Annotated in this window: 31 protein-coding genes; 13 read left to right on the forward strand and 18 right to left on the reverse strand. The window is 58.4% G+C overall.

Annotation, left to right across the window (positions count from 1 at the left end; genetic code table 11):
- Positions 1–2 precede the first annotated feature (2 nt).
- Positions 3–707: a response regulator transcription factor gene (locus tag ACR0JG_RS02565; RefSeq protein WP_170392598.1), complete on the reverse strand. Its 705-nt coding sequence runs from the start codon at positions 705–707 to the stop codon at positions 3–5.
- A gap of 344 nt (positions 708–1,051) precedes the next feature.
- On the opposite strand from ACR0JG_RS02565, the gene ACR0JG_RS02570 reads away from it, so the two are divergent.
- From ACR0JG_RS02570 to ACR0JG_RS02580, 3 genes are all read left to right on the forward strand, one after another.
- Positions 1,052–2,650 (forward strand): phosphoenolpyruvate carboxykinase, encoded by a 1,599-nt coding sequence (locus tag ACR0JG_RS02570; RefSeq protein ID WP_170392599.1) that lies wholly within the window; start codon positions 1,052–1,054, stop codon positions 2,648–2,650.
- Positions 2,651–2,972: 322 nt separating this feature from the next.
- Positions 2,973–3,263, forward strand: coding sequence for a hypothetical protein (locus tag ACR0JG_RS02575; RefSeq protein WP_170392600.1), 291 nt, complete (start codon positions 2,973–2,975; stop codon positions 3,261–3,263).
- A 32-nt stretch (positions 3,264–3,295) separates the two neighbouring features.
- Complete coding sequence (locus ACR0JG_RS02580) at positions 3,296–3,838, forward strand: hypothetical protein (protein ID WP_255611805.1); 543 nt, start codon at positions 3,296–3,298, stop codon at positions 3,836–3,838.
- Here ACR0JG_RS02580 and ACR0JG_RS02585 read toward each other — a convergent pair.
- Positions 3,835–4,599 carry a sulfite exporter TauE/SafE family protein gene (locus ACR0JG_RS02585; protein WP_170662871.1) on the reverse strand — a complete coding sequence of 255 codons (765 nt, stop codon included), beginning with the start codon at positions 4,597–4,599 and terminating at the stop codon, positions 3,835–3,837. The two genes, ACR0JG_RS02580 and ACR0JG_RS02585, sit on opposite strands and share 4 nt — an antisense overlap.
- 144 nt (positions 4,600–4,743) lie before the next feature.
- Here ACR0JG_RS02585 and ACR0JG_RS02590 point away from each other — a divergent pair, with 144 nt between their 5' ends.
- From ACR0JG_RS02590 to ACR0JG_RS02600, 3 genes are all read left to right on the forward strand, one after another.
- Positions 4,744–6,435, forward strand: a complete 1,692-nt coding sequence (locus ACR0JG_RS02590) for an acyl-CoA dehydrogenase family protein (RefSeq protein WP_170513458.1) — start codon at positions 4,744–4,746, stop codon at positions 6,433–6,435.
- 216 nt (positions 6,436–6,651) lie between these two features.
- Positions 6,652–7,194 (forward strand): hypothetical protein, encoded by a 543-nt coding sequence (locus tag ACR0JG_RS02595; protein WP_480537028.1) that lies wholly within the window; start codon positions 6,652–6,654, stop codon positions 7,192–7,194.
- A gap of 12 nt (positions 7,195–7,206) precedes the next feature.
- Positions 7,207–7,599, forward strand: coding sequence for an META domain-containing protein (locus tag ACR0JG_RS02600; protein ID WP_170425223.1), 393 nt, complete (start codon positions 7,207–7,209; stop codon positions 7,597–7,599).
- Here the strand turns inward: ACR0JG_RS02600 and recO are convergent.
- A complete protein-coding gene (gene recO / locus ACR0JG_RS02605) occupies positions 7,583–8,308 on the reverse strand; it encodes a DNA repair protein RecO (RefSeq protein WP_170392605.1) in 726 nt (241 codons plus the stop codon). The genes ACR0JG_RS02600 and recO overlap by 17 nt on opposite strands.
- Positions 8,309–8,476: 168 nt before the next feature.
- On the opposite strand from recO, the gene ACR0JG_RS02610 reads away from it, so the two are divergent.
- Positions 8,477–8,866: a VOC family protein gene (locus ACR0JG_RS02610; protein WP_170402289.1), complete on the forward strand. Its 390-nt coding sequence runs from the start codon at positions 8,477–8,479 to the stop codon at positions 8,864–8,866.
- A 9-nt stretch (positions 8,867–8,875) separates the two neighbouring features.
- Here ACR0JG_RS02610 and ACR0JG_RS02615 read toward each other — a convergent pair whose 3' ends face one another.
- From ACR0JG_RS02615 to folK, 15 genes are all read right to left on the reverse strand, one after another.
- A complete protein-coding gene (locus tag ACR0JG_RS02615) occupies positions 8,876–9,199 on the reverse strand; it encodes a SemiSWEET transporter (protein WP_170392607.1) in 324 nt (107 codons plus the stop codon).
- A gap of 110 nt (positions 9,200–9,309) precedes the next feature.
- Positions 9,310–9,639, reverse strand: a complete 330-nt coding sequence (locus tag ACR0JG_RS02620; RefSeq protein ID WP_170402292.1) for a DUF1491 family protein — start codon at positions 9,637–9,639, stop codon at positions 9,310–9,312.
- Positions 9,640–9,694: 55 nt separating this feature from the next.
- A complete protein-coding gene (gene era / locus ACR0JG_RS02625) occupies positions 9,695–10,603 on the reverse strand; it encodes a GTPase Era (protein ID WP_170392609.1) in 909 nt (302 codons plus the stop codon).
- A gap of 168 nt (positions 10,604–10,771) precedes the next feature.
- The gene (locus ACR0JG_RS02630; protein ID WP_480567451.1) at positions 10,772–11,284 is read right to left on the reverse strand and encodes an N-acetyltransferase family protein; all 513 of its coding nucleotides are present in this window, start codon (positions 11,282–11,284) and stop codon (positions 10,772–10,774) included.
- 19 nt (positions 11,285–11,303) lie between these two features.
- The gene (gene rnc / locus ACR0JG_RS02635; RefSeq protein WP_170402298.1) at positions 11,304–11,981 is read right to left on the reverse strand and encodes a ribonuclease III; all 678 of its coding nucleotides are present in this window, start codon (positions 11,979–11,981) and stop codon (positions 11,304–11,306) included.
- Positions 11,978–12,817: a signal peptidase I gene (gene lepB / locus ACR0JG_RS02640; protein WP_480567452.1), complete on the reverse strand. Its 840-nt coding sequence runs from the start codon at positions 12,815–12,817 to the stop codon at positions 11,978–11,980. Before lepB ends, rnc begins: the two co-directional genes overlap by 4 nt.
- Positions 12,818–12,876: 59 nt before the next feature.
- Positions 12,877–13,296 (reverse strand): holo-ACP synthase, encoded by a 420-nt coding sequence (gene acpS / locus ACR0JG_RS02645; RefSeq protein ID WP_170392613.1) that lies wholly within the window; start codon positions 13,294–13,296, stop codon positions 12,877–12,879.
- Position 13,297: 1 nt separating this feature from the next.
- Positions 13,298–14,275: an NADPH:quinone reductase gene (locus tag ACR0JG_RS02650; protein ID WP_170625106.1), complete on the reverse strand. Its 978-nt coding sequence runs from the start codon at positions 14,273–14,275 to the stop codon at positions 13,298–13,300.
- Positions 14,276–14,290: 15 nt separating this feature from the next.
- A complete protein-coding gene (locus ACR0JG_RS02655; protein ID WP_170636242.1) occupies positions 14,291–14,617 on the reverse strand; it encodes a Dabb family protein in 327 nt (108 codons plus the stop codon).
- Positions 14,618–14,633: 16 nt separating this feature from the next.
- Positions 14,634–15,257, reverse strand: coding sequence for a LysE family translocator (locus ACR0JG_RS02660; protein ID WP_170425202.1), 624 nt, complete (start codon positions 15,255–15,257; stop codon positions 14,634–14,636).
- Positions 15,254–16,000, reverse strand: coding sequence for a pyridoxine 5'-phosphate synthase (locus ACR0JG_RS02665; protein WP_170392617.1), 747 nt, complete (start codon positions 15,998–16,000; stop codon positions 15,254–15,256). Before ACR0JG_RS02665 ends, ACR0JG_RS02660 begins: the two co-directional genes overlap by 4 nt.
- A complete protein-coding gene (locus tag ACR0JG_RS02670) occupies positions 15,993–16,691 on the reverse strand; it encodes a DUF2062 domain-containing protein (protein WP_170392618.1) in 699 nt (232 codons plus the stop codon). The genes ACR0JG_RS02665 and ACR0JG_RS02670 overlap by 8 nt, the downstream gene beginning before the upstream one ends.
- A gap of 16 nt (positions 16,692–16,707) precedes the next feature.
- Positions 16,708–18,840 carry a RelA/SpoT family protein gene (locus ACR0JG_RS02675; RefSeq protein ID WP_170392619.1) on the reverse strand — a complete coding sequence of 711 codons (2,133 nt, stop codon included), beginning with the start codon at positions 18,838–18,840 and terminating at the stop codon, positions 16,708–16,710.
- 25 nt (positions 18,841–18,865) lie between these two features.
- Entirely contained in the window at positions 18,866–19,219 is a 354-nt protein-coding gene (gene rpoZ, locus ACR0JG_RS02680; RefSeq protein WP_010437681.1) for a DNA-directed RNA polymerase subunit omega, read from the reverse strand.
- A gap of 94 nt (positions 19,220–19,313) precedes the next feature.
- Positions 19,314–19,895 (reverse strand): 2-amino-4-hydroxy-6-hydroxymethyldihydropteridine diphosphokinase, encoded by a 582-nt coding sequence (folK, locus tag ACR0JG_RS02685; RefSeq protein ID WP_480567453.1) that lies wholly within the window; start codon positions 19,893–19,895, stop codon positions 19,314–19,316.
- A gap of 126 nt (positions 19,896–20,021) precedes the next feature.
- On the opposite strand from folK, the gene ACR0JG_RS02690 reads away from it, so the two are divergent.
- The 6 genes from ACR0JG_RS02690 to ACR0JG_RS02715 all read left to right on the forward strand — a co-directional run bounded on the left by ACR0JG_RS02690 (position 20,022) and on the right by ACR0JG_RS02715 (position 23,863).
- Positions 20,022–20,597 carry a LabA-like NYN domain-containing protein gene (locus ACR0JG_RS02690; RefSeq protein ID WP_039541714.1) on the forward strand — a complete coding sequence of 192 codons (576 nt, stop codon included), beginning with the start codon at positions 20,022–20,024 and terminating at the stop codon, positions 20,595–20,597.
- A gap of 202 nt (positions 20,598–20,799) precedes the next feature.
- Positions 20,800–21,750, forward strand: a complete 951-nt coding sequence (gene ispH, locus ACR0JG_RS02695) for a 4-hydroxy-3-methylbut-2-enyl diphosphate reductase (protein ID WP_170392621.1) — start codon at positions 20,800–20,802, stop codon at positions 21,748–21,750.
- The gene (locus ACR0JG_RS02700; protein WP_170392622.1) at positions 21,747–22,199 is read left to right on the forward strand and encodes a DUF3429 domain-containing protein; all 453 of its coding nucleotides are present in this window, start codon (positions 21,747–21,749) and stop codon (positions 22,197–22,199) included. Before ispH ends, ACR0JG_RS02700 begins: the two co-directional genes overlap by 4 nt.
- Complete coding sequence (locus ACR0JG_RS02705; protein ID WP_170662891.1) at positions 22,196–22,783, forward strand: class I SAM-dependent methyltransferase; 588 nt, start codon at positions 22,196–22,198, stop codon at positions 22,781–22,783. The genes ACR0JG_RS02700 and ACR0JG_RS02705 overlap by 4 nt, the downstream gene beginning before the upstream one ends.
- Entirely contained in the window at positions 22,776–23,243 is a 468-nt protein-coding gene (gene rnhA / locus ACR0JG_RS02710; RefSeq protein ID WP_170733738.1) for a ribonuclease HI, read from the forward strand. The genes ACR0JG_RS02705 and rnhA overlap by 8 nt, the downstream gene beginning before the upstream one ends.
- Positions 23,240–23,863 carry a trimeric intracellular cation channel family protein gene (locus ACR0JG_RS02715; protein WP_480567454.1) on the forward strand — a complete coding sequence of 208 codons (624 nt, stop codon included), beginning with the start codon at positions 23,240–23,242 and terminating at the stop codon, positions 23,861–23,863. Before rnhA ends, ACR0JG_RS02715 begins: the two co-directional genes overlap by 4 nt.
- The last annotated feature ends 19 nt before the right edge of the window (positions 23,864–23,882 follow it).

Consider the following 23,882-nt stretch of genomic DNA (forward strand, 5'->3'; position numbering starts at 1 on the left):
GCCTATTCTTCGTTATAACGATACCCGATACCGTACAGCGTTTCTATCGCCGAAAACTCGGGATCGGCTGCGCGCATCTTCTTACGCAGTCGCTTGATATGACTGTCAATGGTGCGGTCATCCACGTAGACCTGATCATCATAAGCGACATCCATCAGCTGATCGCGGCTTTTGACAAAGCCCGGACGTTGCGCCAAGGCCTGCAGCAGCAGAAACTCGGTAACTGTCAGCGAGACATCATTGCCTTTCCAGCTGACTGCGTGGCGCAGCGGGTCCATCCGCAGCTCGCCCCGCTCCATCACTTTTGTATCGCCCGAGGCCGCGTTGGTCACATCGCCATCGACCGCTTCCTGACGGCGCAACAAGGCGCGAATCCGTTCGACCAGCAGCCGCTGAGAGAATGGTTTTTTGACGTAGTCATCTGCACCCATGCGCAGACCCAGAACCTCGTCAATCTCGTCATCTTTGGAGGTCAGAAAAATCACGGGCATCTGGGTTTTCTGCCGCAGCCTTTGCAGCAGATCCATGCCGTCCATCCGCGGCATCTTGATATCCAGTACGGCCATGTCTGGCAGCTTTTTGTTGAAAGCGTCCAGCGCAGCCTGACCATCGTTGTATGTTTCGACCTCAAACCCTTCGGCTTCGAGTGTCATGGACACAGACGTCAGGATATTTCTGTCGTCGTCCACCAGTGCAATCTTTGACATCGGGTTCACCCCTATTCCTGCTCACTCGCGCAATAATACGCTTTTTTGTAAGGCATTGTTGGCGGTTTTGAGCCACCGAATCAACTCGTAACCTCGAATCGTGCCATTCTTGCGGCAGGTATGCGGCAAATTTGCCTTGCTGCGCCCAAATAGCTGCCTTGATTTGCGGCACACAATTCGTGATGGCGCTAAACCTTAACTTGGTTGCGCTAACTACCCCCAACCCTCCTGTTCATGTCCCAAAATACCGTGATAAGAGGCGCTTGACCGCCGGCTCTTTCCGGTATCCGCCCCAATGGTGCACCCGGCCCAAGGCCCTCGCGCCGCCACAGGAGAAGACACACATGACATCTGGACGGGTTAACCCGCAATTCCGCCTCGAAGATCAGGGCATCGAGGGTCTGGGCAATGTCTATTACAACTTCATGGAACCGGCGCTGATCGAAGAAGCGCTGAAGCGCGGCGAAGGCACCCTTGGCAATGGCGGCGCCTTTCTGGTCACCACCGGCAAATTTACTGGCCGCTCGCCCAAGGACAAGCATGTTGTCAAGACAGACAGTGTTGCCGACAGCATCTGGTGGGAAAACAACGCCGCCATGAGCCCTGAAGGTTTTGACGCGCTCTATGAAGATATGCTGACCCATATGAAAGGCCGCGACTACTTCGTGCAGGACCTCGTGGGCGGGGCTGATCCCAGCTACTCGATCAATGTGCGCATGGTAACCGAGCTGGCGTGGCACAACCTGTTCATCCGCCACCTGCTGCGCCGCCCGGATCGTGAGGATCTGGATGATTTCACGGCTGACTTTACCATCATCAACTGTCCCAGCTTCCAGGCGGACCCCAAAAAGCATGGCTGCCGCAGCGAAACGGTGATTGCACTGAACTTTGACCGCAAGCTGATCCTGATCGGCGGCACCGAATACGCAGGCGAGAACAAGAAGTCCGTCTTCACCCTGCTGAACTATATGCTGCCCGAAAAAGGCGTGATGCCGATGCACTGCTCGGCTAACCACGCGGTTGGCAACCCGGTCGACACCGCCGTATTCTTCGGCCTGTCCGGCACCGGCAAGACCACCCTGTCTGCCGACCCGTCGCGCACCTTGATCGGTGATGACGAACACGGTTGGTCGGATCGAGGCACCTTCAACTTTGAAGGTGGTTGCTATGCCAAGACCATCAACCTGAATGCCGAAGCCGAGCCAGAAATCTACGCCACCACCTCGAAATTTGGCACCGTGATCGAGAACATGGTTTTTGATCCCGAAACCAAAGAGCTGGATTTCAACGACGACTCGCTGACTGCGAATATGCGCTGCGCCTACCCGTTGGAATACATCTCCAACGCGTCGAAAACTGCATTGGGTGGGCACCCTAAGAACATTATCATGTTGACCTGCGATGCGTTCGGCGTTTTGCCTCCGATCGCGCGGTTGACGCCTGCACAGGCGATGTATCACTTCCTTTCCGGCTTTACCTCGAAGGTCGCCGGGACCGAACGTGGCGTGACCGAACCGCAGCCCACCTTCTCGACCTGCTTTGGCGCGCCCTTTATGCCACGCCGCCCCGAGGCTTATGGCAACCTTCTACGCGATAAGATTGCTCAGCATGGCGCGACCTGCTGGTTGGTCAACACCGGCTGGACTGGAGGTGCCTACGGCGTGGGCAGTCGCATGCCAATCAAGGCCACCCGCGCGCTGCTGACGGCTGCGCTGGAAGGATCACTGACCGATGCGGAATTCCGCAAGGATGCCAATTTCGGCTTCGATGTGCCGGTCTCTGTCCCTGGTGTGCCCGAGGTCTTGCTGGATCCGCGCCGCACCTGGGACGATCAGGAAGCGTTCGACAGACAGGCGGAAAAGCTGGTGCACATGTTCGCGGAGAACTTCGAGCAGTACCTGCCCTTCATCGACGAAGACATCAAAGCTGTCGCGATCGGGTGATCGAATTCAGGGGCCATCATGGCCCCTGACCCACCAAAGCTTACGCTTCGGCACCTTGTGTGCACACAGACAAGTTCATTGCGATAACGTGCAACATGCGCTATCGCAATTTACCCAAGACGCTTCGAAGCCCGGCGTCCTTTGGCAGCGGCTTCTGTTAAATTTGAACATCGGGCGATCCGGGCTATCTTACTCACATCATGTCTCGGGCCGTTCAACAAGGTAATGATTATTTCTACACGGGGATGGGTGTCGGCGTGATGTGTTCCAAAGGTCAGCCTTTCGAACTGCCTCGGTCCGTCACGGAAACTATAGGCAAGTAATGACTGAAATCTCAAAACTCACCGAACTGCGCAAATTGATGCAAAGCATGGAGCGCACTCTTGGGCTGGAAGAACTCTCACCGGTTGAGCGCGACATCTACTATGCCGCCGAAGAACTGTCGAAAGATGATCGCGAAGTACGCACCTTTGGTCTGATCGAACACACGCTGGTCAAAAGCGTATCTCGCCCGACATTTTTCCGCGCGCTGAAGTCTCTGGTTCAAAAGGGTTATCTGTCGCAAAGCGGTAGCGCCAATCGCGGACGGTATCTGGTTCATGCGCCCAGGTGATCGCCACCCCAGATCTGTAATCGGCTGACCCCGTGCGCAGATGGGCCTCTGAAACATTCTATGCCTCTTTGGCCTATGTCGCTGCATCGTTCCTAACATTCCAGGTGCTGATGCCGCTTCAGAACGTGTTTTTTCCCGCATACCCCAGCTATGCCAGCTTATTGTTCCTGCCGCACGGCGTGCGGGTTCTGTCGGCCTGGTTATTGGGATGGAGGGCGATATTCGCACTGTTGCCCGGCGTTGCCATCGTCTTTGCTCTTGTGGGCGGTTGGGATGTTCTTCTGCCCAGCAGATTGCTGGCGATCACTATCGCGGTCACCACAGTTCCAGCGGTTTTTTATGTCTGCAAGGCGTTGGGCTGGGATTTGTTTCCGCGCGTCGATCGGAAGCCATGCTGGCTGTGCGTGATGGGCGTTGGAATCATCACATCGGTATTGGTGTCCGTTCTCACCAACATGGCCTTCGGCAGCGCAACGGCCGAATATATCGCCTATCTGATCGGTGATATCTCAGGTCTTTTCTTCCTAATGTTGGGCCTCTATTTCGCCTTTCGGTTTGCTGAAAGACGCAATTAACCCAAAAGACCCCTGCGCAGCAGGTTCAGCCCTGCAATCAGCAGTACAAGCAGAGTGAGTTTGCGGAACTGCGCCTGATCGATACGATCCTGCAGAAACTGACCGCCGCGCATTCCCAGCAAGGCAGGGATAATCAGCAGCGCTGAGAACACCGCTGTGTCAGTCCTTAGAATACCCGAACCCAGATGCGCCACAATAAGCGCCACAGCGCCCAGACCGTATATCACGCCCTGCACCCGCATCTGATCCTTCTTCGGTGTATTCAAGGCTGTCAGATAGGCCACGGTTGGTGGTCCCCACACGCCCGAGATGCCGCCGACAGCACCGGCCACCGCACCCACCATAGCCTCAACCCGCATTGAGGGCGCTTGCAGCGTCAGTTTCAGCCCCAGTAGTTGCATCAGAGCAAAGAACGAAACTGGTGCGCCTAAGATCAGCAGAAATGCCTTGGGCGACAGGATGTTGATCAGCTGCGCGCTGGCCAATAGACAGACCAGTCCAACGCTCAGAAATACCTTGAACTTTCGAACTGACGCCACCGCCGCAGGTAAACCTTCCCGCAAGGCCTGCACCCCATTGGTCACCAGCGTGGGCAAGATTAGACCTGCCAGCGCCAGCTCAGGTGGCAGCATCATGCTAAGACCAGAAACAAGCACCATTGGCATGGCAAAACCGACCATGCCTTTGACCCAGCCCGCGACGAAGGCAACGACCAAAGCCAGACAGAAATCCTGCGGCGACATAAGTGAAAACAGTCCCATCGACCCTTCATACCAGTCCAAAAAATTTCTGCACTGCAAAAGTCACTAAGCAATTTTTGAACTTTTTATGGATGATTTGCGTATTTTTGTTGCGCTGCATGTGCAGCATGATATGACAAGACAACCCAGCAGAGGACGTGATTCATGGCCCATGACGGACAGGATGTGACGAACATGACGCAGCCAGCGGTTTTGCCCGATCTTCTAACACTCAGCGCAGCCGCCCTGCCCGGCGTTCAAGCGGTGTTCGATAAGGCGGTCGAATCGGTTCGCGCGCAGGTGACTAGCGAAGGGCGAATATCGGGCGCACTGATCGAGGCCAATCAGACAGCCGCGCATGGGCTGGCTTGGCTGGCCACATACCACCAGTCGCTGCAGCAGATGCAGCGCTGGGCCGAGGCGCTTCAGGCCGAGGGAAAATTCGGCGAGATGGAGCAGCTGTTGCATCAGATCGCCTTTGGGGAATACTTGCATCAGATCGCCGGTGGTATTCCGATGAACCAGGGCGAGGTTGTACGTTTGCAGGATCTTGGCCTTGGCTGGGATGCTCTGTCGGGATTCCAATGCAGCGAAGTGCAGACACTGATGGCGCAAGCCAACTCTCAGGCCGCGCGCACGCGTCTGGTTGAGTTGATGCAGGACCAGTCCGGTGCCACCATGTTTGGTGCGTCTGGTCTGGACGAAGAACTGGAGATGATCCGAGACCAGTTTCGCCGCTATGCCGTTGAAAAGGTTGAGCCTAATGCCCACGAATGGCACCTGAAGGACGAACTGATCCCAATCGAGATTATCGAGGAACTGGCCGAGATGGGCGTGTTCGGTCTGACCATCCCCGAAGAATTCGGCGGGTTCGGCCTATCCAAAGCCTCAATGTGTGTGGTCTCGGAAGAGCTTTCGCGCGGGTACATCGGTGTGGGTTCTCTGGGCACACGGTCCGAAATCGCCGCAGAACTGATCATCGCGGGCGGTACGGATGAACAAAAGGCCAACTGGCTGCCAAAACTGGCCAGCGCCGAGATCCTGCCAACCGCTGTTTTCACTGAACCCAATACCGGATCGGATTTGGGCAGCCTGCGCACGCGGGCCGTCAAGGGTGAAGATGGTAACTATAAGATAACAGGAAATAAAACATGGATCACGCACGCGGCGCGCACCCATGTGATGACCTTGTTGGCGCGGACTAATCCCGACAGTACCGATCACCGTGGGCTGTCCATGTTCCTGGCTGAAAAGACACCTGGAACCGACGAGAACCCCTTCCCCACGCCCGGCATGACTGGTGGTGAGATTGAGGTGTTGGGTTATCGTGGCATGAAGGAATACGAGCTGGGATTTGACGGCTTCGAAGTGAAGGGCGAAAACCTGCTGGGCGGCGAAGAAGGCAAAGGTTTCAAGCAGTTAATGGAAACCTTCGAGTCTGCCCGCATCCAAACGGCTGCCCGCGCCATCGGCGTAGCGCAGAGTGCTTTGGACATTGCCATGCAATATGCACAAGACCGCAAGCAGTTCGGCAAATCTCTGATCAATTTCCCTCGCGTCTCGGGCAAGCTGGCGATGATGGCGGTCGAGATCATGATCGCGCGACAGCTAACTTATTATTCTGCTTGGGAAAAAGATCACGGTCAACGTTGCGACCTTGAGGCCGGGATGGCCAAGCTGCTGGGCGCTCGAGTTGCTTGGGCTGCGGCGGATAACGGGCTGCAGATTCATGGCGGAAACGGCTTCGCTCTGGAATACAAAATTAGCCGCGTGCTTTGTGACGCGCGCATCCTAAATATCTTTGAAGGCGCCGCAGAAATACAGGCGCAAGTCATCGCGCGTCGATTGCTGGGCTGACGCCCGAAGCGACGCGGTTTCCCCAACTGAACCCGGCCTTGCGCCGGGTTTTCTTTTTCTTCCGTGTTGTACGGACCTTCAGGCCTATTTCTTCCGAGTTGTACAACTCGGTTTCAGGGCTTAATGGGCGAAACTTCCCCCTCGGATCGAGCGCAGAAATCGGGTAAAGGGCGTCAACCAAACCCAGCGCCCAAGCTGGCCAGAGGAGAATCGAGCGTGAAGATCATCATCGCAGTTTTGGCCACCTGCATGGCCCTTGCCGGATGCGCCATGGCACCAAACACCGGGCCCGATGATGTGGACCAGTTGGCACAAGCGATCCAGCAGCTTGACCCCAAGGTTGACCCTGCCGAGGCGCGGCGTGCAGCCGAGATATCTTTTGCCTATTCCAATCAACTGAAACAGGACTGGAACGTCACCGATCCAGCCATCATCCACAACGCAAAGGTCATCAACGGATTTCGCGAAAAAGGTCTGTGCAATGATTGGGCGCAGGCCATGACCACGCGTTTGAAGCAAGAGAACTTTCGCACGCTGGACCTGCACTGGGCCACGTCGCCTCCAACTGCGTTCCGGATCATCCACCATTCGGCTCTGATCAGCGCTAAGGGAGATTCAATGTATGAAGGCATCATCCTTGACCCGTGGCGCAACAGCGGGGTGCTTTATTGGGATCAGGTGCGCGAGGACACCAAATACAACTGGCGCCCCCGCCTTGAAGTGCGCGAAGAGTTAATCAGCGGTGTGAACCCCTACTGACAGGATATTGCGATGTTACGTATGGCCTTGTTCCTGCCCCTTTTAACCCTGTTCCAATGCGACAAGGATGAGACTGTCGCCGCCTATGGCGCAGCGGATCAGACATGGGCTTTGCAAGAGATCGACGGGCAGCCTTTTGAGGCCAGCGCCCTTTTGCGATTCCCCGAAGAGGGTCGGATTGAGGGCAATGCCCCGTGCAACACCTATTCAGGTACACTGAATGCACCCTACCCGTGGTTTGAGATCACCGATCTTGCCGCCACCCGCGCGGCTTGCGCCGGGCTTGAAGCCGAGGGGTTTTATTTCGCCGCACTGATGGCGATGACCCAGTCCGAGGTGTCCGGCGATGTGCTGATCCTGCGCAATGAAGACGGGCACGAGATGGTGTTCAAAGCCGCCGAGTAAACTGCGCCACAAATCGCGCGCGTGCGTCCGGCAAAGGCGTATGACCCAGCGACGGAGCCAGATGGTTTTCCAGAAAATACCCGGTCGTGCGCAAGGCTTCAGCAATCTCGGTATCCGGAGCCGCGCCTTCGCCGCGCAGGCAGGGGGGCAAAGGCAGCAGCTTATCGGCCCAGTCCCCTGCCCCCGCCGCACTGACCGCGCGGCCGGTTTTCGGAGAGACATAGACCAACCCCTCGGTCGCCCCTGTCACTGCGCAGGCCGAAAGATCCAAGCCAAAGCCCAGCTCTTCCAGCAGCGCCAGTTCCCAGCGCAGATAGGCCAGTGGCCAGACCTCATCCTGACCCAGCAGGTCCATCAACTGTTCTGTTTGCTGATAGATCGCCGGATGAGGCTCGCGTTCGGGCAGGCAAAAGGACAGCAGCGCCACCACCGCATTTAATCCGGCGAGCGCCAGCCGCCCTGAAAACGCCGCTGCAGCGCGCGAACGCAGGGGTTCGACCTGAAAGGTGCCAAGATGTTCTTCGAGCCGCGCGCGCCAAAGCACGTCCAGTTGCGCGCCGGGTTGCAGGATCGGGGCGATCTTGCGGCTGGTGCCACCGCGCACAATTCCGGCGTGACGACCATGGGCTTCGGTAAAGACCTCGATGATCGCCGCTGTCTCACCATGACGGCGAGAAGTCAGAAGAATGCCGTGATCACGCCAGTCCAAGTTTGGCCTCGTCAGGTCACCAGATATATACGCAGGAAATCTTATGGCCGTTGCAGGTTCAAGATGGAAACGCGTTAGGTTGACCCTGTGGAACACCAAAAACACGTTGCGTGACATCTGTTCACGCAATAGTGTTCACTTTATGTTCTGCACGGAGGAATTTAAGAAATGTCACTTAACTATGTCATGATCGGTTCAAATGATGTCGTCAAAGCGCGAAGCTTTTACGATGCGGTTGTGCCCAAAATCGGCGGCAAGGTTATTGCTGAATATATGCCCCACGCTGTTTGTTACGAGCTGCGGGGCGGTGGGTCCATGTGGGTCGCGACGCCCTTTGACAAAGAGGCCGCGACGGTTGGAAACGGCAACATGGTTGGCTTGCTTTGCGAAAGTGAAGCGGAAGTTCGCGAGGTGCATGCCGAGGCTCTTGCCAATGGCGGAACAAATGAAGGTGATCCCGGAGATCGACCTCAATATGGCCCGAACTTCTATGGCGCTTATGCGCGCGATCCTGATGGCAACAAGATGAGCTTTGTCTATTTTAGCGATGCAGGCTGATCGCGCGCCCTAGAACGTCATACCTGCGTGAATCAGAATGCCGATAACCATCAGCAGGTTCAGCACCATTGAGATACCGTTGCCCACATAGATGGGCAACTTGCCCACCACCAGCCCATAGGCGAACCACAAAAACGACAGCCCAGCATACAGAGACCAGGACAGCAGCGACTGTCCGGTCGCATGTTCGGAGTGGGTGAAATAAAGCTTGATCAGTTGTGGAAGCGTGGCGAAGGGGCCAACGACGCCGATGAAGACCATGAACCCCTCGAACCGCTGCATCCAGTGACCGAGATTTGAGTTTTCCAGTTTCTGGGCAAGCGTTTCAGCCACTCAACCCCCTCCTGTTCCTGCGGCCCCCGGAAGATTGGGCCGTTTCATTCAGCCGGTTGCAAAGCAAAATAGTCGCTTTGCGCCGCACGTCCAAGATCATTTGGCGCGGGTTAGTCCAGACCTTCTTCACCCAGCAGGTGCCTGCCTTGGCGGTCTTCCACTTCGATCACCCAAAGGTCGGGGTCAAAACTGCGTTGGCGGGTGATGGCGGCATCTACGTCTGCCTCTTCGCCGGATGAGAGCTCCACCCATTTGCGCTCGCCGCTCATCAAATCAAAACTGCGCTGAAAGGCTGCGGCCCGCCCGTTGAGTGTGTTGAGTTTGATAAGCACCGCCCCTGCGGTGTCATCCCCATGCGCTACAACAAAAGCCGGTATTTCCTGAAACCGCAGCCGCGCCAGATAGGCATGCACCCAGAATTCAGCCGTCAGCCGGGTCATGGTTCTGACCTTTCCGTAGGGGTTGAGAATTTTCGACGAAAATTCTTGGCCCGGGTCATGCGTTGCCGTCTTTGAAATCCAGACCCATTTCCGAGTAGCGCTCGGACTCCTCCAGCCAGTTGGGCCGGACTTTCACCTGCAAGAACAGGTGAATCTTGCGGTCCAAAAACTCTTCCAGCTCGGCACGCGCCGCTTGACTGACGGCCTTTATGGTCTCACCACGTTTGCCCAGCACAATCCCTTTGTGGCCATCACGCATGACATAGATGACCTGATCGATCTTGGCCGAGCCGTCCTTGCGCTCTTCCCAGTTCTCGGTCTCGACGGTCAGCTGGTAGGGCAGTTCCTGATGCAGGCGCAGGGTCAGTTTCTCGCGCGTCATCTCAGCCGCGATCATGCGCAGAGGCAGATCCGCAATCTGGTCTTCTGGATAGAGCCACGGGCCCTCAGGCAGTTCCGAGGCCAGCCATTTGCGCAGGTCGTCGACACCGTGGCCTTTTTCGGCCGAGATCATGAAGGTCTCGGCAAAGGGATAACGCGCATTCAGGTCACTGGTCAGCGCCAGCAGCTTTTCCGAGGGCACCTTGTCGATCTTGTTGATCGCAAGTGCGATGGTGCGGCCCTGTCCGATCTCTTCCAGGCCTTCGAGGATGCGTTCGACACCTTCGGTGATACCGCGATGCGCCTCGATCATCAGCACGACCACATCCGCATCTGCAGCCCCGCCCCAAGCGGCGGCTACCATGGCACGGTCCAGACGGCGGCGCGGTTTGAAGAGGCCCGGCGTGTCCACAAAGACCAGTTGCGCATCGCCCTCCATCGCCACGCCACGGATACGAGCACGGGTGGTTTGCACCTTATGCGTCACGATCGAGACCTTGGCTCCGACCATGCGGTTCAGAAGGGTGGATTTGCCTGCGTTGGGCTCTCCGATCAGGGCGATAAATCCGGCGCGTGTGCTCATGTGTCCTGCGATCCTGTTTGCAAGTGCGCACCCCTATAGCAGAATGCGCGGACGGGCCAGAGGGATTTGTCGCATTGCGGATATCAGTGAGCGAAGGCCAGTCTGAGGCCCATAGGGCGACGCTGCCCGGTCGGCCGGTGCAGGCATTGGCCGGGCTTGATCGCGCGATCAGGTTGTAGTGTTCAACGCCAGAACTTGGTTCGGATAGGCTTGGTCCCCGATCCGAAAATCTGTGCCTCCGACCTGCCGGAACCCTTTGGCTAGATAGAAGTCGATTGCGGGCGTGTTCTCGGAATTGGTTGTCAGCCAAATCGACGGGCGCCCTTTTTCACGCATGTGGTCAATCGCGATGTCGAGCAGCGCTGAGCCGATGCCTTTACCTTGATGGCGGTGCTGGACATAGAACGTCACGATTTCTAGGTCAGAAAGCCCGTCCACAGGTGCGATGCGACTTTCCGCAAGCCGAATATAGCCGTCGATCCCGTCTTCGTTTTCAGAAACCATCAAGAGATCTTGGCCGTCGTCCAATATGGCTTCGAACCGGGCGGTTGTGAATTCGGACAGTGCGAATTCGGCAAAGAAGGCGTTCACACCACGCTTTAGATAGGTTCCGATCCAGACCTCAATCGACAAGGCGGCGAGGCTGGCGGCATCGGATTTCTGGGCGGGTCTGATCTTCATGATCTGGCCGCAAAACGGATCAAGACAACTGTTCCAACAACGCCTTTGCCGCTGCCTGTTCGGCCTGTCGCTTGGAGCCTGCGGTGGCCTGAGCTTCGGTACCATTCTGCAGACGAGCGGCGATCGTGAAGATCGGAGCATGGTCAGGGCCGGTGCGTTTGACCTCGACATAGCTGGGTGGTTTCTGGCCGCGGGCCTGTGCCCATTCCTGCAGGGCGGTTTTTGCATCGCGGGCGTCGGCCTCGACCTTGTGGATGCGATCGCCCCAGAGGGCGAGGATCACGTCTCGGGCAGCCTCGAATCCTGCGTCGCGGTAGATGGCCGCGATGACCGCCTCCATCGCGTCGCCCAGCAAGGCCTGCTTGCGACGACCTCCGGACAGCATCTCGGACCGGCCCAGTTTCAGCACCGCACCCAGATCAATCTGGCGGGCCACATCGGCGCAGGCTTCCTTGCGCACCAGCGCGTTGAAACGGGGGGCCAGTTGGCCTTCGGAAGCTTTCTTGTCGGCCTCAAGCAAAGCAGTGGCCATGACGAGGCCCAGGACGCGGTCGCCCAAAAATTCAAGACGCTGATTGTCGGGGCGCGTGGCAGAGGACACCGAGCCGTGGGTCAGCGCACGCACCAGCAGTTCAGGGTCGGAAAACTCATACCCCAAGCGCTGCTGGAACGCCCTTATCTCAGCCGATAGCTTCAATTGACCGCCTTGAAGAAGCGGTCACCGCGCCATGTCCAGAAGAACAGCATGGACCGGCCAGCGGAGGAGAACATGATCCTGTCGGCGCGACCGATCAGGTTTTCGTAAGGTACATAGCCCACGCCACCAGCGGATTGCGGTAAGCGGCTGTCGGCCGAGTTGTCGCGGTTGTCGCCCATGAAGAAATAGTGGCCCTCGGGTACGGTATAGACCCCGGTATTGTCGGAGCCCTGATTGCCGATGTTCAGCACGTCGTAGGACACGCCATTTGGCAGGGTCTCGATCAGGCGGGTCTTTTCGCAAACACCACCAATCCCGACCGGGCCGTTTGAACAGCGTGGGCGCAGGCCTTGCGGGCCTTGCGGTTCAGCAACTTCGGTGAACACACCGTCGGGCTGCTGCAGCACAGGTGTGTCGTTCAGGATGATCTGACCCTGACGGATCTGGATGCGGTCACCCGGCATGCCGATCAGGCGCTTGATATAGTCACGACCCGTGACCGGGTGGCGGAAGACGATGACATCCCCGCGCTCAGGCTCGCCACCCAGCAGACGGGAATTGTCATCACCCTGCATCCAGCCGCACACATCCTCGGCATCGATGTTCAGGCCGACGCTGGGGATGATCAGGCTGGGGCAGGACGCATATGAATAGCCATAGGCCATCTTGTTGACGAAGAGGAAATCTCCGATCAGCAGCGTCTGCTTCATCGACCCGGAGGGAATCCAGAACGGCTGAAAGAACAGCGTGCGGAAAACGCCCGCGATCAGCAGGGCGTAGACGATGGTTTTAATCGTCTCCCAGACGGCGTTTCCGGATTTGGCTTCCTCGGCCATACTGCTCTCTCCAGTCTATGCGTGGTTGGGGTGCTACATGCGTGTCGGGTGGAGGCAAGTCAAGGCTGCGCGGGCGCTTCTTGAAGCGGGCGGGCCTCGATCACCACAAAGGCCTGCGCCCAGGGGTGATCATCGGTCAGGGTGACGTGGATGATCGCCTCGTGCCCTTCGGGAGTCATTTCTTTCAGACGCTCGGCGGCCCAACCGGTGACATGCATGACGGGCTGGCCGGTGCGCAGGTTGGTCACCGCCATGTCTTTCCACGCGATCCCCATCCGCAGGCCGGTGCCTAACGCCTTCGAGCACGCCTCTTTCGCGGCCCAGCGTTTGGCGTAGGTGCCCGCAGTATCGGCGCGACGCTCAGCCTTGCGCTGTTCGGTTTCAGTGAAGACACGGTTACGGAAGCGGTCGCCGAACCGGTCGAGCGTGCCCTGAATGCGATCAATATTTGCGAGGTCGGTGCCGATGCCGAGGATCATGTCAGACCTCCAACACAACGGTCCCGAGCTTTTGCCCCGCCTCGACCATTGCGTGTGCATTTGCCGCATCCATCAGCCCTCCGCCAGGGACGACGGCGTGGGACAGTGCGCCTTGTTCCAGCCACTGGCCCAACTGCGCCTCGCCGCGACGGCGGGCCGCGGCGTCGAGTTGGTAGACGATCAGCATATGCAGGCGGATGTTCTTGAACATGAAGCCATAGAAATCCAGTTCGGGCTTCATTTGCGAAGCCGAGGCATAGCTGGCGATGGTGCCACCGGGGCGGATCATAGAAAGGGAAGCGGGTTGGTTGGCTGCGAAATCAACCTCGACAATGCGGTCTATGCCTACGCCGTTGGTCATGTCCATCGCCGCCTCGGCCACGTCTTGCGTGCGGTAGTTGATCCATTCGGACGCGCCGGAATGGGCGGCTTTTTCATCTGAACTGACCGTTGTGATAACGCGTGCGCCGCCCAGTGCGGCCATCTGGCAGGCGTAGCGTCCGACCGTGCCTGCGCCGCCGGTCACAAGCACGGTCTGGTCAGTGATCGGTCCGTCACAATAGAGCGCGTACCATGCAGTCAAGGCTGGGATACCAAAACACGCGCCCTCGGCGAAGCCGGTCGTATCTGGAAGGAATACGGCCTGTTCGGAGGGTAGCGCAATGTATTCGGCCCCAGTGCCAAAAGCGCGTTGCCATTGGCCGTTCCAGATCCAGACACGTTCGCCAACGCGCGCGGGATCGACCCCTTCGCCTACGGCCTCAATCACTCCGGCCCCGTCCGAGTGGGGAACAACCATCGGGTATTGCATCACAGCACCAGGGCGCGCGCCGCCGCGCAGCTTGACGTCTGAGGGGTTGATGCCGCTGGCATGGACCCGGACAAGAACGTCGCCTGGGCCGGGGTTGGGCGTGGGCAGATCGACCAACTCAAGGACATCCGCCGCCGCACCAAATCCGCGATAGGTGATTGCTTTCATGACATTCCCTCGTCTCTATTGGTCAGCCGCGTCGGGCGTTTCCAGATCGAACACCAAGACGCCCTCGGCCCCATCCACGCACAGCGCGACAAGCCGTGCGCCAAGTTGCTGGTGGGTTTCGTCACTGGCATAGCGCTGTAGGTCGGCCTGAGCCGCGAAATCCAGTGTGAAGCCGTAGGGATAGCTTGGGGATTTTGCCTCAAAATCGCGGTTGGGGCCGTGGATGAAGCCACCGCAGCCCGACAAACGGTCTGCGACCGCGCCCAGCCCATCCATCACAGCTGCAAGCTCTGCGGTGTCGTGATCGGGCTTGAGTCGCAGCATCACGCAATGTCGGATCATCCTTGCACCTCAGAGGTCATGACAGGCGCACCGTGAGAATCTTGTAGCTGGCCACGCCAAAGAAACCCGCGAAGGCAAAATCAAACCAGCGGCGGGCGCGGCGATAGGCGTTGACCATGCGCGCAGACGAAAACAAGAAGGCGTAGCCGATGAAGATCAGCAGTGAACCCGCATAGAGCATGGCGAAGTAACCCAGCAGCATAGCAAGGCTGGCGTCATTTGGCGCAACGATGGCGTAGATCGAGCCCCAGCTGAGGATCGCCTTGGGGTTGGTCAGGTGGATCGCTGCACCCTTGGCAAATATCGTGCCCAATGAGCCGGTGACCGGATTGCCCAGCGCGACCTCATCCGAAGTCAGCGCGCGACGTAGCGCCTTGAGCGCCAGCCAGCCCAGATAAGCGACGCCGATATAGCGGATCACCTCGAACACCCAGACATTGGCCAGCATGATCGCCGACAGCCCCAGTGCGGCGGCGATGCCCCACGCGGCGGACCCGGCGCAGATGCCCAGCGCAAAGGCCAGACCGGCGGTGCGGCCTTCGTTCATGGCGGTTCCGGCGATGCCCATGGTGGCAGGGCCCGGAGAGCCCCCGGCCATGAGCCATGCAAACCAGATCGCCACAAAGCCGGGTGTGATCATGCCCGCGCCTCGTCCATCAGGCGGCGCATTTCGTGAACCGCAGGGGTGAGGCCCCGGAATATCGCCTCGCCGATCAGGAAGTGGCCGATATTCAGCTCTCGCACTTCAGGGAAGGCCGCCACCGGTTGCACGGTGTCGTAAGTCAGCCCGTGACCCGCATGAACTTCAAGACCCAGCGAATGGGCATAGGCGGACATCTCGCGCAGGGCTTCCAGTTCGCGCGCGGCGTCGTCCAGTTTGCCTTCGGCGTGGAAATCGCAATAGGCACCGGTGTGCAGTTCGATCACCTCAGCCCCGATGCGGTGGGCGGCGTCGATCTGGCGCTGGTCGGCGGCGATGAAGATCGACACGCGGCAGCCCACATCGCGCAAGGGCGCAATGAAATGGGCCAGCTTGTTTTCCTCGCGCGCGACTTCTAACCCGCCCTCGGTTGTGCGTTCCTCGCGCTTTTCGGGAACGATGCAGACGGCGTGCGGCTTGTGGCGCAGGGCGATTTTCTGCATCTCGTCGGTTGCGGCCATCTCGAAGTTCAGCGGCACCGACAGGATCTCCATCAACCCGTCGATATCGGCGTCCGAGATGTGGCGGCGATCTTCGCGCAGATGTGCTGTGATGCCGTCGGCCCCGGCCTCTTCCGCGATCCGGGCGGCGCGTAGTGGGTCGGGATAGGCCCCGCCGCGCGCATTCCGCACGGTGGCTACGTGGTCGATATTCACGCCCAGACGCAAACGGTTGTCAGACATCTTTCGAATCCTTCATTGTCCCTGAGGTCGAGCCTAGTGGTTTTGTCGGGGGAACGTCAGCCTCTGCCTGAGCAAGGCGTTTGATTTGTTCAAACTTCGCTTTGATTCTGGCGCGGCGGCGTTGCTGATAAGTACGGATAAGCGGCAGGCTAAGATAGGCGCAGATCACTCCGGCCACGATGCCTGGAATGACCCCGCCGATCATATAAGGAAAGAACACATCGTCATAGAACCGGCTAAGCCCGTGCCAGTCCGCCTCGCGATGGGTAAACATGGCGATGCAATTGTCCTTGAGATCGCCCATCGCATCCGCAAATTTCCCCATCAACCCATCGGTATCGTCTTTGCGGAACTTGGTCCCCAGCAGGAAATGCCCGGTTTGCAGGCTGATGACCGCGATCGGCACATAGGTCAGGGGATTGCCAAAGAACGTGCCGCTGAGCGCGGCAAGAATGTTGCCGTTCAGCAGCCGCGCCAGCACGGCGGCGACCAAGAAATGCAAGCCATAGAAAGGTGTGAACGAGGCAAACACCCCTGCCCCGATGCCACGCGCGATGCGTTCCGGGCTGTCAGGCAGGCGCCGAACCCGATGTTTGACATAGTGAAAGGCACGGGTCCATCCGCCGCGCGGATAGACGAACTCTGACGCGACTTGGACAGGCGAGCGGCGATCTCGGCGCTTGAAAACCACTCGTGATCACCCCTTCTCAGCCAGCCGCAACGGCGGGTTTCGCACTTTCCCGGTACCGTTCGACCGCAGCAACGTCGCTTTCAGCCTCGAGCATCAGCATCAGCGAATGCAGCTGTTCAAGATCGCGAAGTTCGACATTGATCATCAGCCGATAAAAATCCGGTTTGCGGTCGACAAATTCGAGGTTCGAGATATTGGCCTTTTTCTCGCCGATCAATGTGCAAATACGCCCCAGCACCCCGGCATCATTGCCGATGGTCAAATCCAGCGTCGCGCCATAGACGGCGGGGTGGGTGCCCGAATGCCAGTGCAGATCAACCCAGCGCTCGGGTTCATTTTCAAACTCGGTCAGGCGATCGCAGTCGATGGCGTGCACGACAACACCTTTGCCACGATAAGTAATTCCGACGATGCGCTCGCCCGGCAGTGGCTGGCAACAGGGGGCACGATCGAATTTCTGGCCCGGTTCAAGCCCGATCACAGCACGACGGGGCGAGATCGCGTCGCCATCATCCTTGGTGAGTTCGGGGTATACCGCTTCGACCACCTCATGGGCGGTCAACTCGGCACTGCCCAGACGGGCCAGCAACTCGTCCCGATCTTTTAAACGCAGGTGTTTTGCAGCGGTTTCCAGCGCCTTGTCGGTGGCTTTGCGGCCCAGGTTTTCGAACCCGGCGCGGGCCAGTTCCTTACCCAGCTTGATGAAGCGTTCCCGGTCGACCTCGCGCAAGGCGCGGCGGATCGAGGTGCGGGCTTTGCCGGTAACTGCGATCTCAAGCCAAGTGACCTGCGGGCTCTGGCCATCGGCGGTGATGATGTCAACCGATTGACCGTTCTTGAGCCGGGTCCAGAGCGGCACACGAATGCCATCAACCTTGGCCCCCACGCAGGCATGACCAATGCGGGTGTGGATTGCGTAAGCAAAATCAATCGGCGTCGCCCCACGCGGCAGTTTCACCACATCGCCCTTGGGGGTGAAGCAGAACACCTGGTCCGAATACATCTCGAGCTTCACAGCTTCGAGGAAATCCTCATGATCATCCTCGCTGTCGAATTGCTCGGTCAGGTTTGCGATCCACTTTGCCGGGTCAACCGCAAAGGGGTTTTCGGACCGCACACCGTCGCGATAGGACCAGTGCGCTGCAACGCCGGTTTCGGCCACGTCATGCATCTGGCGGGTGCGGATCTGAACCTCGACCCGTTTGCCGTCGCGCCCCGAAACCGTTGTGTGGATCGAGCGATAACCGTTCGATTTCGGCTGGCTGATATAGTCCTTGAATCGCCCTGGCACCGCGCGCCAGCGCTGGTGGATGGCACCGAGTGTGCGATAGCAGTCTTCTTCGGTCTGGGTGATGATGCGGAACCCGTAGATGTCGGACAGACGTGAGAAACCCTGATCCTTTTCCTGCATCTTGCGCCAGATCGAATAGGGTTTCTTGGCACGGCCAAAGACTTCGGCTTCAATGCCCGCCTTTTCCAATTCGTGCCGCATGTCGCCGGTGATGCGATGAATCACGTCGCCGGTTTCGCGTTGCAGAGTGATAAAGCGGCGGATGATCGACTGGCGGCCTTCGGGGTTCAGGACGCGGAAGGCAAGGTCTTCAAGTTCCTCGCGCATCCATTGCATCCCCATCCGGCCCGCAAGCGGCGCGTAAATATCCATTGTCTCACGCGCTTTTTGCACCTGCTTTTCAGGGCGCATCGCCTTGATCGTGCGCATGTTGTGCAGGCGGTCGGCGAGTTTGACCAGAATAACCCGAAGGTCCTTGGACATGGCCATGAACAGCTTGCGGAAATTCTCGGCCTGTTTGGTCTCACGGCTGGACAGCTGCAGGTTGGTCAGCTTGGTGACGCCATCGACCAGCTTGGCGACCTCATCCCCGAACAGTTCGGTAACCTTGCCATAACTGGCTTTGGTGTCTTCGATCGTGTCGTGCAACAGGGCCGTTATAATGGTCGCATCATCCAGACGCTGTTCGGTCAGGATGGCGGCAACGGCAACGGGATGAGAGAAATAGGGCTCGCCGGAATGGCGGAACTGGCCTTCATGCATCTGTTGGCCAAATTCATAGGCCCTTTCGATGCGGTCGGCATTTGTCTTGGGATTGTAATTGCGGACCAGCGCAATCAGGTCTTCTTCTGAAATCATCCGGTCCGCACCTTTGTCGCTTGGGTTACCCCTGGCCCTGGGCCTCCATCAGAGCGCGCAGGAGCTTTTCTTCCGACATGTCGTCATCCGCAGGCTTGTCAGATTCCGCACCCATCAGCAGGGCCATCTGATCTTCTTCGGGCTCATCAACCTCGATCTGGGTCTGGTTGGCTTCGATCAGACGCTCGCGCAGCTCATCAGCGCTTTGGGTTTCGTCGGCGATTTCGCGTAGCGAGACGACAGGGTTCTTGTCGTTATCGCGGTCAACGGTGATCGGGCCACCAGCAGAAATCTCGCGCGCCCGGTGGGCTGCAAGCATCACCAGTTCGAACCGGTTCGGGACCTTGTCTACACAATCTTCGACCGTAACGCGGGCCATGGGGCGCTCTCCGTAAATGAATCCGTGGCAGGAAGGGGTTTATCTAAGCGCGAATCCCCGCCTTGACAAGCAAGAAATGCCGCAAATGCGAGGATCACAGAGGCTTGACCTCTGCCACCTCATCGGGTGGCAAGGCTGCAACCATCTGCGTCACTGTCCGGTCCAGAACGGGATGGCGCCAATCGGGGGCGACATCCATCATGGGAACAAGCACAAAAGCGCGGTCCTGCAAGCGCGGATGGGGCAGGATTAGGTGTTCCGGCGCAGATTTGGTCTGATCTTCGGGGGGAAGGGTCAGCCAGCGCTGGTATTCGGCGTCATCCGGCAGCACAAGTTCATCCCAAAAGACCAGATCGAGGTCCAGAGTGCGCATGCCCCAACGCTGTTCACGGGCGCGCTCAAAATCATGTTCGATGCGGTGCAGCAGGTCCAGAACACCCTGTGGCGTGAGGTCCGATTCGATCAAAACCGCTGCGTTGACATAGTCCGGCCCTGCCCCTGCCGGAAAGCATGGGGTGGCAAAAAACCGGCTTGTCTTGCGAATCACCAAGCCCACTTCGGCCATCGCGATCAGCGACCGCTCAAGTGTCACCTTGGGCCCACAACCTCTCAGACTGAGATTTGCCCCTAGGGCAATGACCGCTTTTGACAAGGTTTTGTCCACTTCAGACCCCATATTCGGACCAGAGAATACTTGCGATAAAGCCTAAAACACCTATTTTAAGGACACCATTGCACTGACCTATTACTTTATCACTCACGGAGCTCACGGTGCGGTGGCTTATACCGGAAGGACCATTTTATGTTTTACAAGGACGAACGGCTAGCGCTGTTCATCGACGGCTCGAATCTTTATGCAGCCGCCAAAGCACTGGGGTTTGACATCGACTACAAGTTGCTGCGTCAGGAATTTATGCGCAGAGGCAAACTGCTTAGAGCTTTCTACTACACAGCGCTACTGGAAAATGACGAGTATTCCCCGATCCGGCCTCTGGTGGACTGGCTGCACTATAATGGCTTCACCATGGTCACCAAACCGGCCAAGGAATACACCGACAGCATGGGGCGTCGGAAGGTCAAGGGAAACATGGATATCGAGCTTACCGTCGATGCCATGGAACTGGCACCACGCGTTGATCATATCGTACTGTTTTCGGGCGATGGGGATTTCCGCCCGCTGATCGCAAGCCTGCAACGGCAGGGCGTACGTGTTTCCGTTGTTTCGACCATCCGTAGCCAGCCGCCGATGATTTCGGACGAACTGCGCCGCCAGGCCGATAACTTCATTGAGCTGGAAGACCTGCGCGACGTGATCGGCCGCCCTCCGCGAGAGATGCCGACTGAACCCCGCAGCGTCGCAGCTGCAGGCGGGCACTGACCCCACCAAACCCCACCACTCACCAATGGGGGTTGGCAAGAATATGCGCGGCCAGGGCCAGAAGCCCTGGCCGCGCGACTTTAAAGGTATAGGTGCTGAAAACACCCTTGTGCTAACAGCGATTCATGTCAGTGAAATGACGCAGTGCTGTCTGGACCATGGCAATGAAAAGACCTAGGTGTTCGGTCCAGGAGATCGCCGAATGACAAAGCCGCCGCTGACATTATATCTGGCCGCCCCGCGCGGATTCTGCGCTGGTGTGGACCGTGCCATCAAGATTGTGGAAATGGCCCTTCAAAAATGGGGGGCGCCTGTCTATGTGCGCCATGAGATCGTTCACAACAAATTCGTCGTCGACGGTCTGCGCGCCAAGGGTGCCGTGTTTGTCGAGGAGCTGGACGAATGCCCTGATGATCGCCCCGTGATCTTCTCGGCCCACGGTGTGCCAAAATCGGTGCCCGCCACAGCAGCCCAGCGCGAGATGATATATGTCGACGCCACCTGCCCGCTTGTATCCAAGGTGCATGTCGAAGCGCAGCGCCACGCGGATGCCGGGCTGCAGATGATCATGATTGGTCACAAGGGCCATCCCGAAACAATCGGCACCATGGGACAGCTGCCCGATGGCGAGGTACTGCTGGTTGAAACGGTAGAAGATGTGGCGCAGGTCGCTGTGCGTAACCCCGAAAAGCTGGCCTTTGTCACCCAGACAACCCTATCGGTGGATGACACCAAGGACATTATTGCCGCGCTTGAGGCCCGCTTCCCCGCCATCGTCGGGCCGCACAAGGAAGACATTTGTTATGCCACCACCAACCGGCAGGAAGCGGTGAAAGCCGTCGCTCCGAAAGCCGATGCCTTGCTGGTGGTGGGTGCGCCGAACTCATCGAATTCACGTCGTCTGGTCGAGGTCGCCTCGCGCGCCGGATGCAGTTATGCGCAGCTGGTGCAGCGCGCGACCGAGATCGACTGGCGTGCGCTGGAAGGAATTTCCAGCATTGCGGTTAGCGCCGGGGCATCCGCGCCCGAAGTGCTGGTGAACGAGGTGATCGATGCATTCCGCGACCACTACGATGTCACCGTCGAGCTGGTCGAAACCGCTGTCGAGAATGTCGAGTTCAAAGTTCCCCGCGTATTGCGGGAACCAGCATGAGCGGCATCCCCCGCGCGCCGTTATTCCTTGGTTTGGCTGGGCTGATCCCGTTTGTCTGGGGCGCGCTGACTTATCTGAACGGTGATTTGAACGATTGGGGTCGGCAGACGCTGGGGTCGCGCTTCGTGGGGCCGTATATTCAGCTATTTTATGGCTCGGTAATCCTGAGTTTCATGTCGGGCGTGTTGTGGGGCTTCGCCACCAAAACCTCAGGCAGCAAAGCTGCGGCCTGTTACACCTTGTCGGTGTTGCCTGCACTTTGGGCATTTTTTACGACCGGCGGCGGTCCGGTGAATGCGGGCACCAACCTGATGTATGGGTTTGCGGGCTTGCTTTTGCTGGACGCCATGTTCTCATATTGGCGGTTGACCCCGGTCTGGTGGATGCGGCTGCGCGTCCTGCTAACCGCTGTCGTGCTGACCTGTCTTGCTGTGGGAGTTTACCTGTGAGTGATGAACGGACCATCAAGGCCTACACGGATCGCGTTGCGGATTACCTAAGGATCCCCCTGCCCATCGAGCAGCTAGAGGCGCGTCAGGCTTTTGTAGATGCGGTCCGCGAGGGTGGATATGTGCTGGATCTGGGCTCGGGTCCCGGATCAGACAGCGCGTTTCTGATGCGGCAAGGGCTGAAGGTACGGGCGCTGGATGCAACCCCTGCCTTTGTTGAACATGCGCGGAGCAACGGTGTCGACGCCCACCTTGGCACCTTCGATGACGTCACCGAGGTGGCAGAGTATGACGGCGTCTATGCCAGTTTCTGCCTGCTGCACGCCCCGCGCGCCGATTTCCCGCGTCATCTGAACGCGATCCACACCGCACTGAAGCCGGGCGGGCAGCTGTTCCTGGGAATGAAGCTGGGCACGGGCGAGCATCGTGATGATTTGGACCGTTACTATACCTATTATTCAGAGGCCCAGATCAAGGACGCCCTGACCTCGGCAGGTTTCACCATTGATCGTACCGTGCAGGGAATGGGGAAAGGTTTGGCCGGGTCTTACGACGGGTTCATTCTGGTATTCGCTCATGCCTGATCTCTTTGCCTATACCGATGGTGCCTGTTCCGGAAATCCCGGCCCCGGCGGCTGGGGCGTACTGCTGCGCGCGATGGATGGCGAGACCATCCTGAAAGAACGCGAGCTGAGCGGAGGCGAAGCCGAGACAACCAACAACCGGATGGAACTGCTGGCTGCAATCAGTGCTTTGGAGACGCTGGAGCGGCCCTCGAAACTGACTATCGTCACCGACAGCGCTTATGTGAAGAACGGCGTTACGGGATGGATTTTCGGGTGGAAGCGGAACGGCTGGAAGACGTCGAACAAGAAGCCGGTCAAAAATGTCGATCTGTGGCAGCGGCTGGATGAGGCGCAAGAGCGGCATCAGGTGACATGGGAATGGGTCAAGGGCCATGCGGGCCACCCGGAGAATGAAAAGGCCGACGAGTTGGCACGCGCTGGCATGGCCCCATTCAAACCTAAGAAGGCGCAGGCGTGAGCGGGCTTGCCCTGCTGGATTACGCCTCGGTTTTGGTCTTTGCGCTGACCGGTGCGCTGGTGGCCAGCCGAGCGCAGCTTGATCTGGTCGGGTTTGCCTTCATCGCCTGTCTGACGGCAGTGGGCGGTGGTACCGTACGCGACTTGCTGCTGGACCGACATCCGATCTTCTGGGTCGGTCAGCCCGCTTATATCCTGATCGCTTGCGGCGCTGCGGTGCTGGTATTTTTTACCGCTCATCTGGTGGAAAGCCGGTATAATTGGCTGGTCTGGTTGGACAGTTTCGCCCTGTCCATCGCGGTCGCTGCTGGCACGGGTGCGGCGTTGTCGTTGGATCAATCCGGTATCATCGTAGTGCTGATGGGGGTGACCACGGGCTGTTTGGGCGGCTTGATGCGTGACGTGGTGTGCAACGAGGTGCCACTGGTACTGAAACAAGGTGAGCTTTACGTATCCTGCGCCTTTATCGGAGCCTTGACCGCTGTGTTTGCCACCCGCCTCGGGCTGGAAGGCCTGCTGGCATTGGGCTTATGTGCATTGATTTGCTGGGCGTTGCGCGCCGGATCTCTGTTGTTCAGTTGGCAGTTGCCGGTTTACAAGGCCCGACCGCCTCGGCAATAGGATAGAAACGGACAAGAGA

This window comes from Ruegeria sp. AD5, assembly GCF_056542345.1.

Coding starts and splice junctions, on each gene's coding strand:
- ACR0JG_RS02565 (WP_170392598.1), bottom strand. CDS start 707: ATGTCAAAGATTGCACTGGTGGACGACGACAGAAATATCCTGACGTCT.
- ACR0JG_RS02570 (WP_170392599.1), top strand. CDS start 1,052: ATGACATCTGGACGGGTTAACCCGCAATTCCGCCTCGAAGATCAGGGC.
- ACR0JG_RS02575 (WP_170392600.1), top strand. CDS start 2,973: ATGACTGAAATCTCAAAACTCACCGAACTGCGCAAATTGATGCAAAGC.
- ACR0JG_RS02585 (WP_170662871.1), bottom strand. CDS start 4,599: ATGGGACTGTTTTCACTTATGTCGCCGCAGGATTTCTGTCTGGCTTTG.
- ACR0JG_RS02590 (WP_170513458.1), top strand. CDS start 4,744: ATGGCCCATGACGGACAGGATGTGACGAACATGACGCAGCCAGCGGTT.
- ACR0JG_RS02600 (WP_170425223.1), top strand. CDS start 7,207: ATGTTACGTATGGCCTTGTTCCTGCCCCTTTTAACCCTGTTCCAATGC.
- ACR0JG_RS02610 (WP_170402289.1), top strand. CDS start 8,477: ATGTCACTTAACTATGTCATGATCGGTTCAAATGATGTCGTCAAAGCG.
- ACR0JG_RS02620 (WP_170402292.1), bottom strand. CDS start 9,639: ATGACCCGGCTGACGGCTGAATTCTGGGTGCATGCCTATCTGGCGCGG.
- era (WP_170392609.1), bottom strand. CDS start 10,603: ATGAGCACACGCGCCGGATTTATCGCCCTGATCGGAGAGCCCAACGCA.
- ACR0JG_RS02630 (WP_480567451.1), bottom strand. CDS start 11,284: ATGAAGATCAGACCCGCCCAGAAATCCGATGCCGCCAGCCTCGCCGCC.
- lepB (WP_480567452.1), bottom strand. CDS start 12,817: ATGGCCGAGGAAGCCAAATCCGGAAACGCCGTCTGGGAGACGATTAAA.
- acpS (WP_170392613.1), bottom strand. CDS start 13,296: ATGATCCTCGGCATCGGCACCGACCTCGCAAATATTGATCGCATTCAG.
- ACR0JG_RS02650 (WP_170625106.1), bottom strand. CDS start 14,275: ATGAAAGCAATCACCTATCGCGGATTTGGTGCGGCGGCGGATGTCCTT.
- ACR0JG_RS02655 (WP_170636242.1), bottom strand. CDS start 14,617: ATGATCCGACATTGCGTGATGCTGCGACTCAAGCCCGATCACGACACC.
- ACR0JG_RS02660 (WP_170425202.1), bottom strand. CDS start 15,257: ATGATCACACCCGGCTTTGTGGCGATCTGGTTTGCATGGCTCATGGCC.
- ACR0JG_RS02665 (WP_170392617.1), bottom strand. CDS start 16,000: ATGTCTGACAACCGTTTGCGTCTGGGCGTGAATATCGACCACGTAGCC.
- ACR0JG_RS02675 (WP_170392619.1), bottom strand. CDS start 18,840: ATGATTTCAGAAGAAGACCTGATTGCGCTGGTCCGCAATTACAATCCC.
- rpoZ (WP_010437681.1), bottom strand. CDS start 19,219: ATGGCCCGCGTTACGGTCGAAGATTGTGTAGACAAGGTCCCGAACCGG.
- folK (WP_480567453.1), bottom strand. CDS start 19,895: ATGGGGTCTGAAGTGGACAAAACCTTGTCAAAAGCGGTCATTGCCCTA.
- ACR0JG_RS02690 (WP_039541714.1), top strand. CDS start 20,022: ATGTTTTACAAGGACGAACGGCTAGCGCTGTTCATCGACGGCTCGAAT.
- ispH (WP_170392621.1), top strand. CDS start 20,800: ATGACAAAGCCGCCGCTGACATTATATCTGGCCGCCCCGCGCGGATTC.
- ACR0JG_RS02700 (WP_170392622.1), top strand. CDS start 21,747: ATGAGCGGCATCCCCCGCGCGCCGTTATTCCTTGGTTTGGCTGGGCTG.
- rnhA (WP_170733738.1), top strand. CDS start 22,776: ATGCCTGATCTCTTTGCCTATACCGATGGTGCCTGTTCCGGAAATCCC.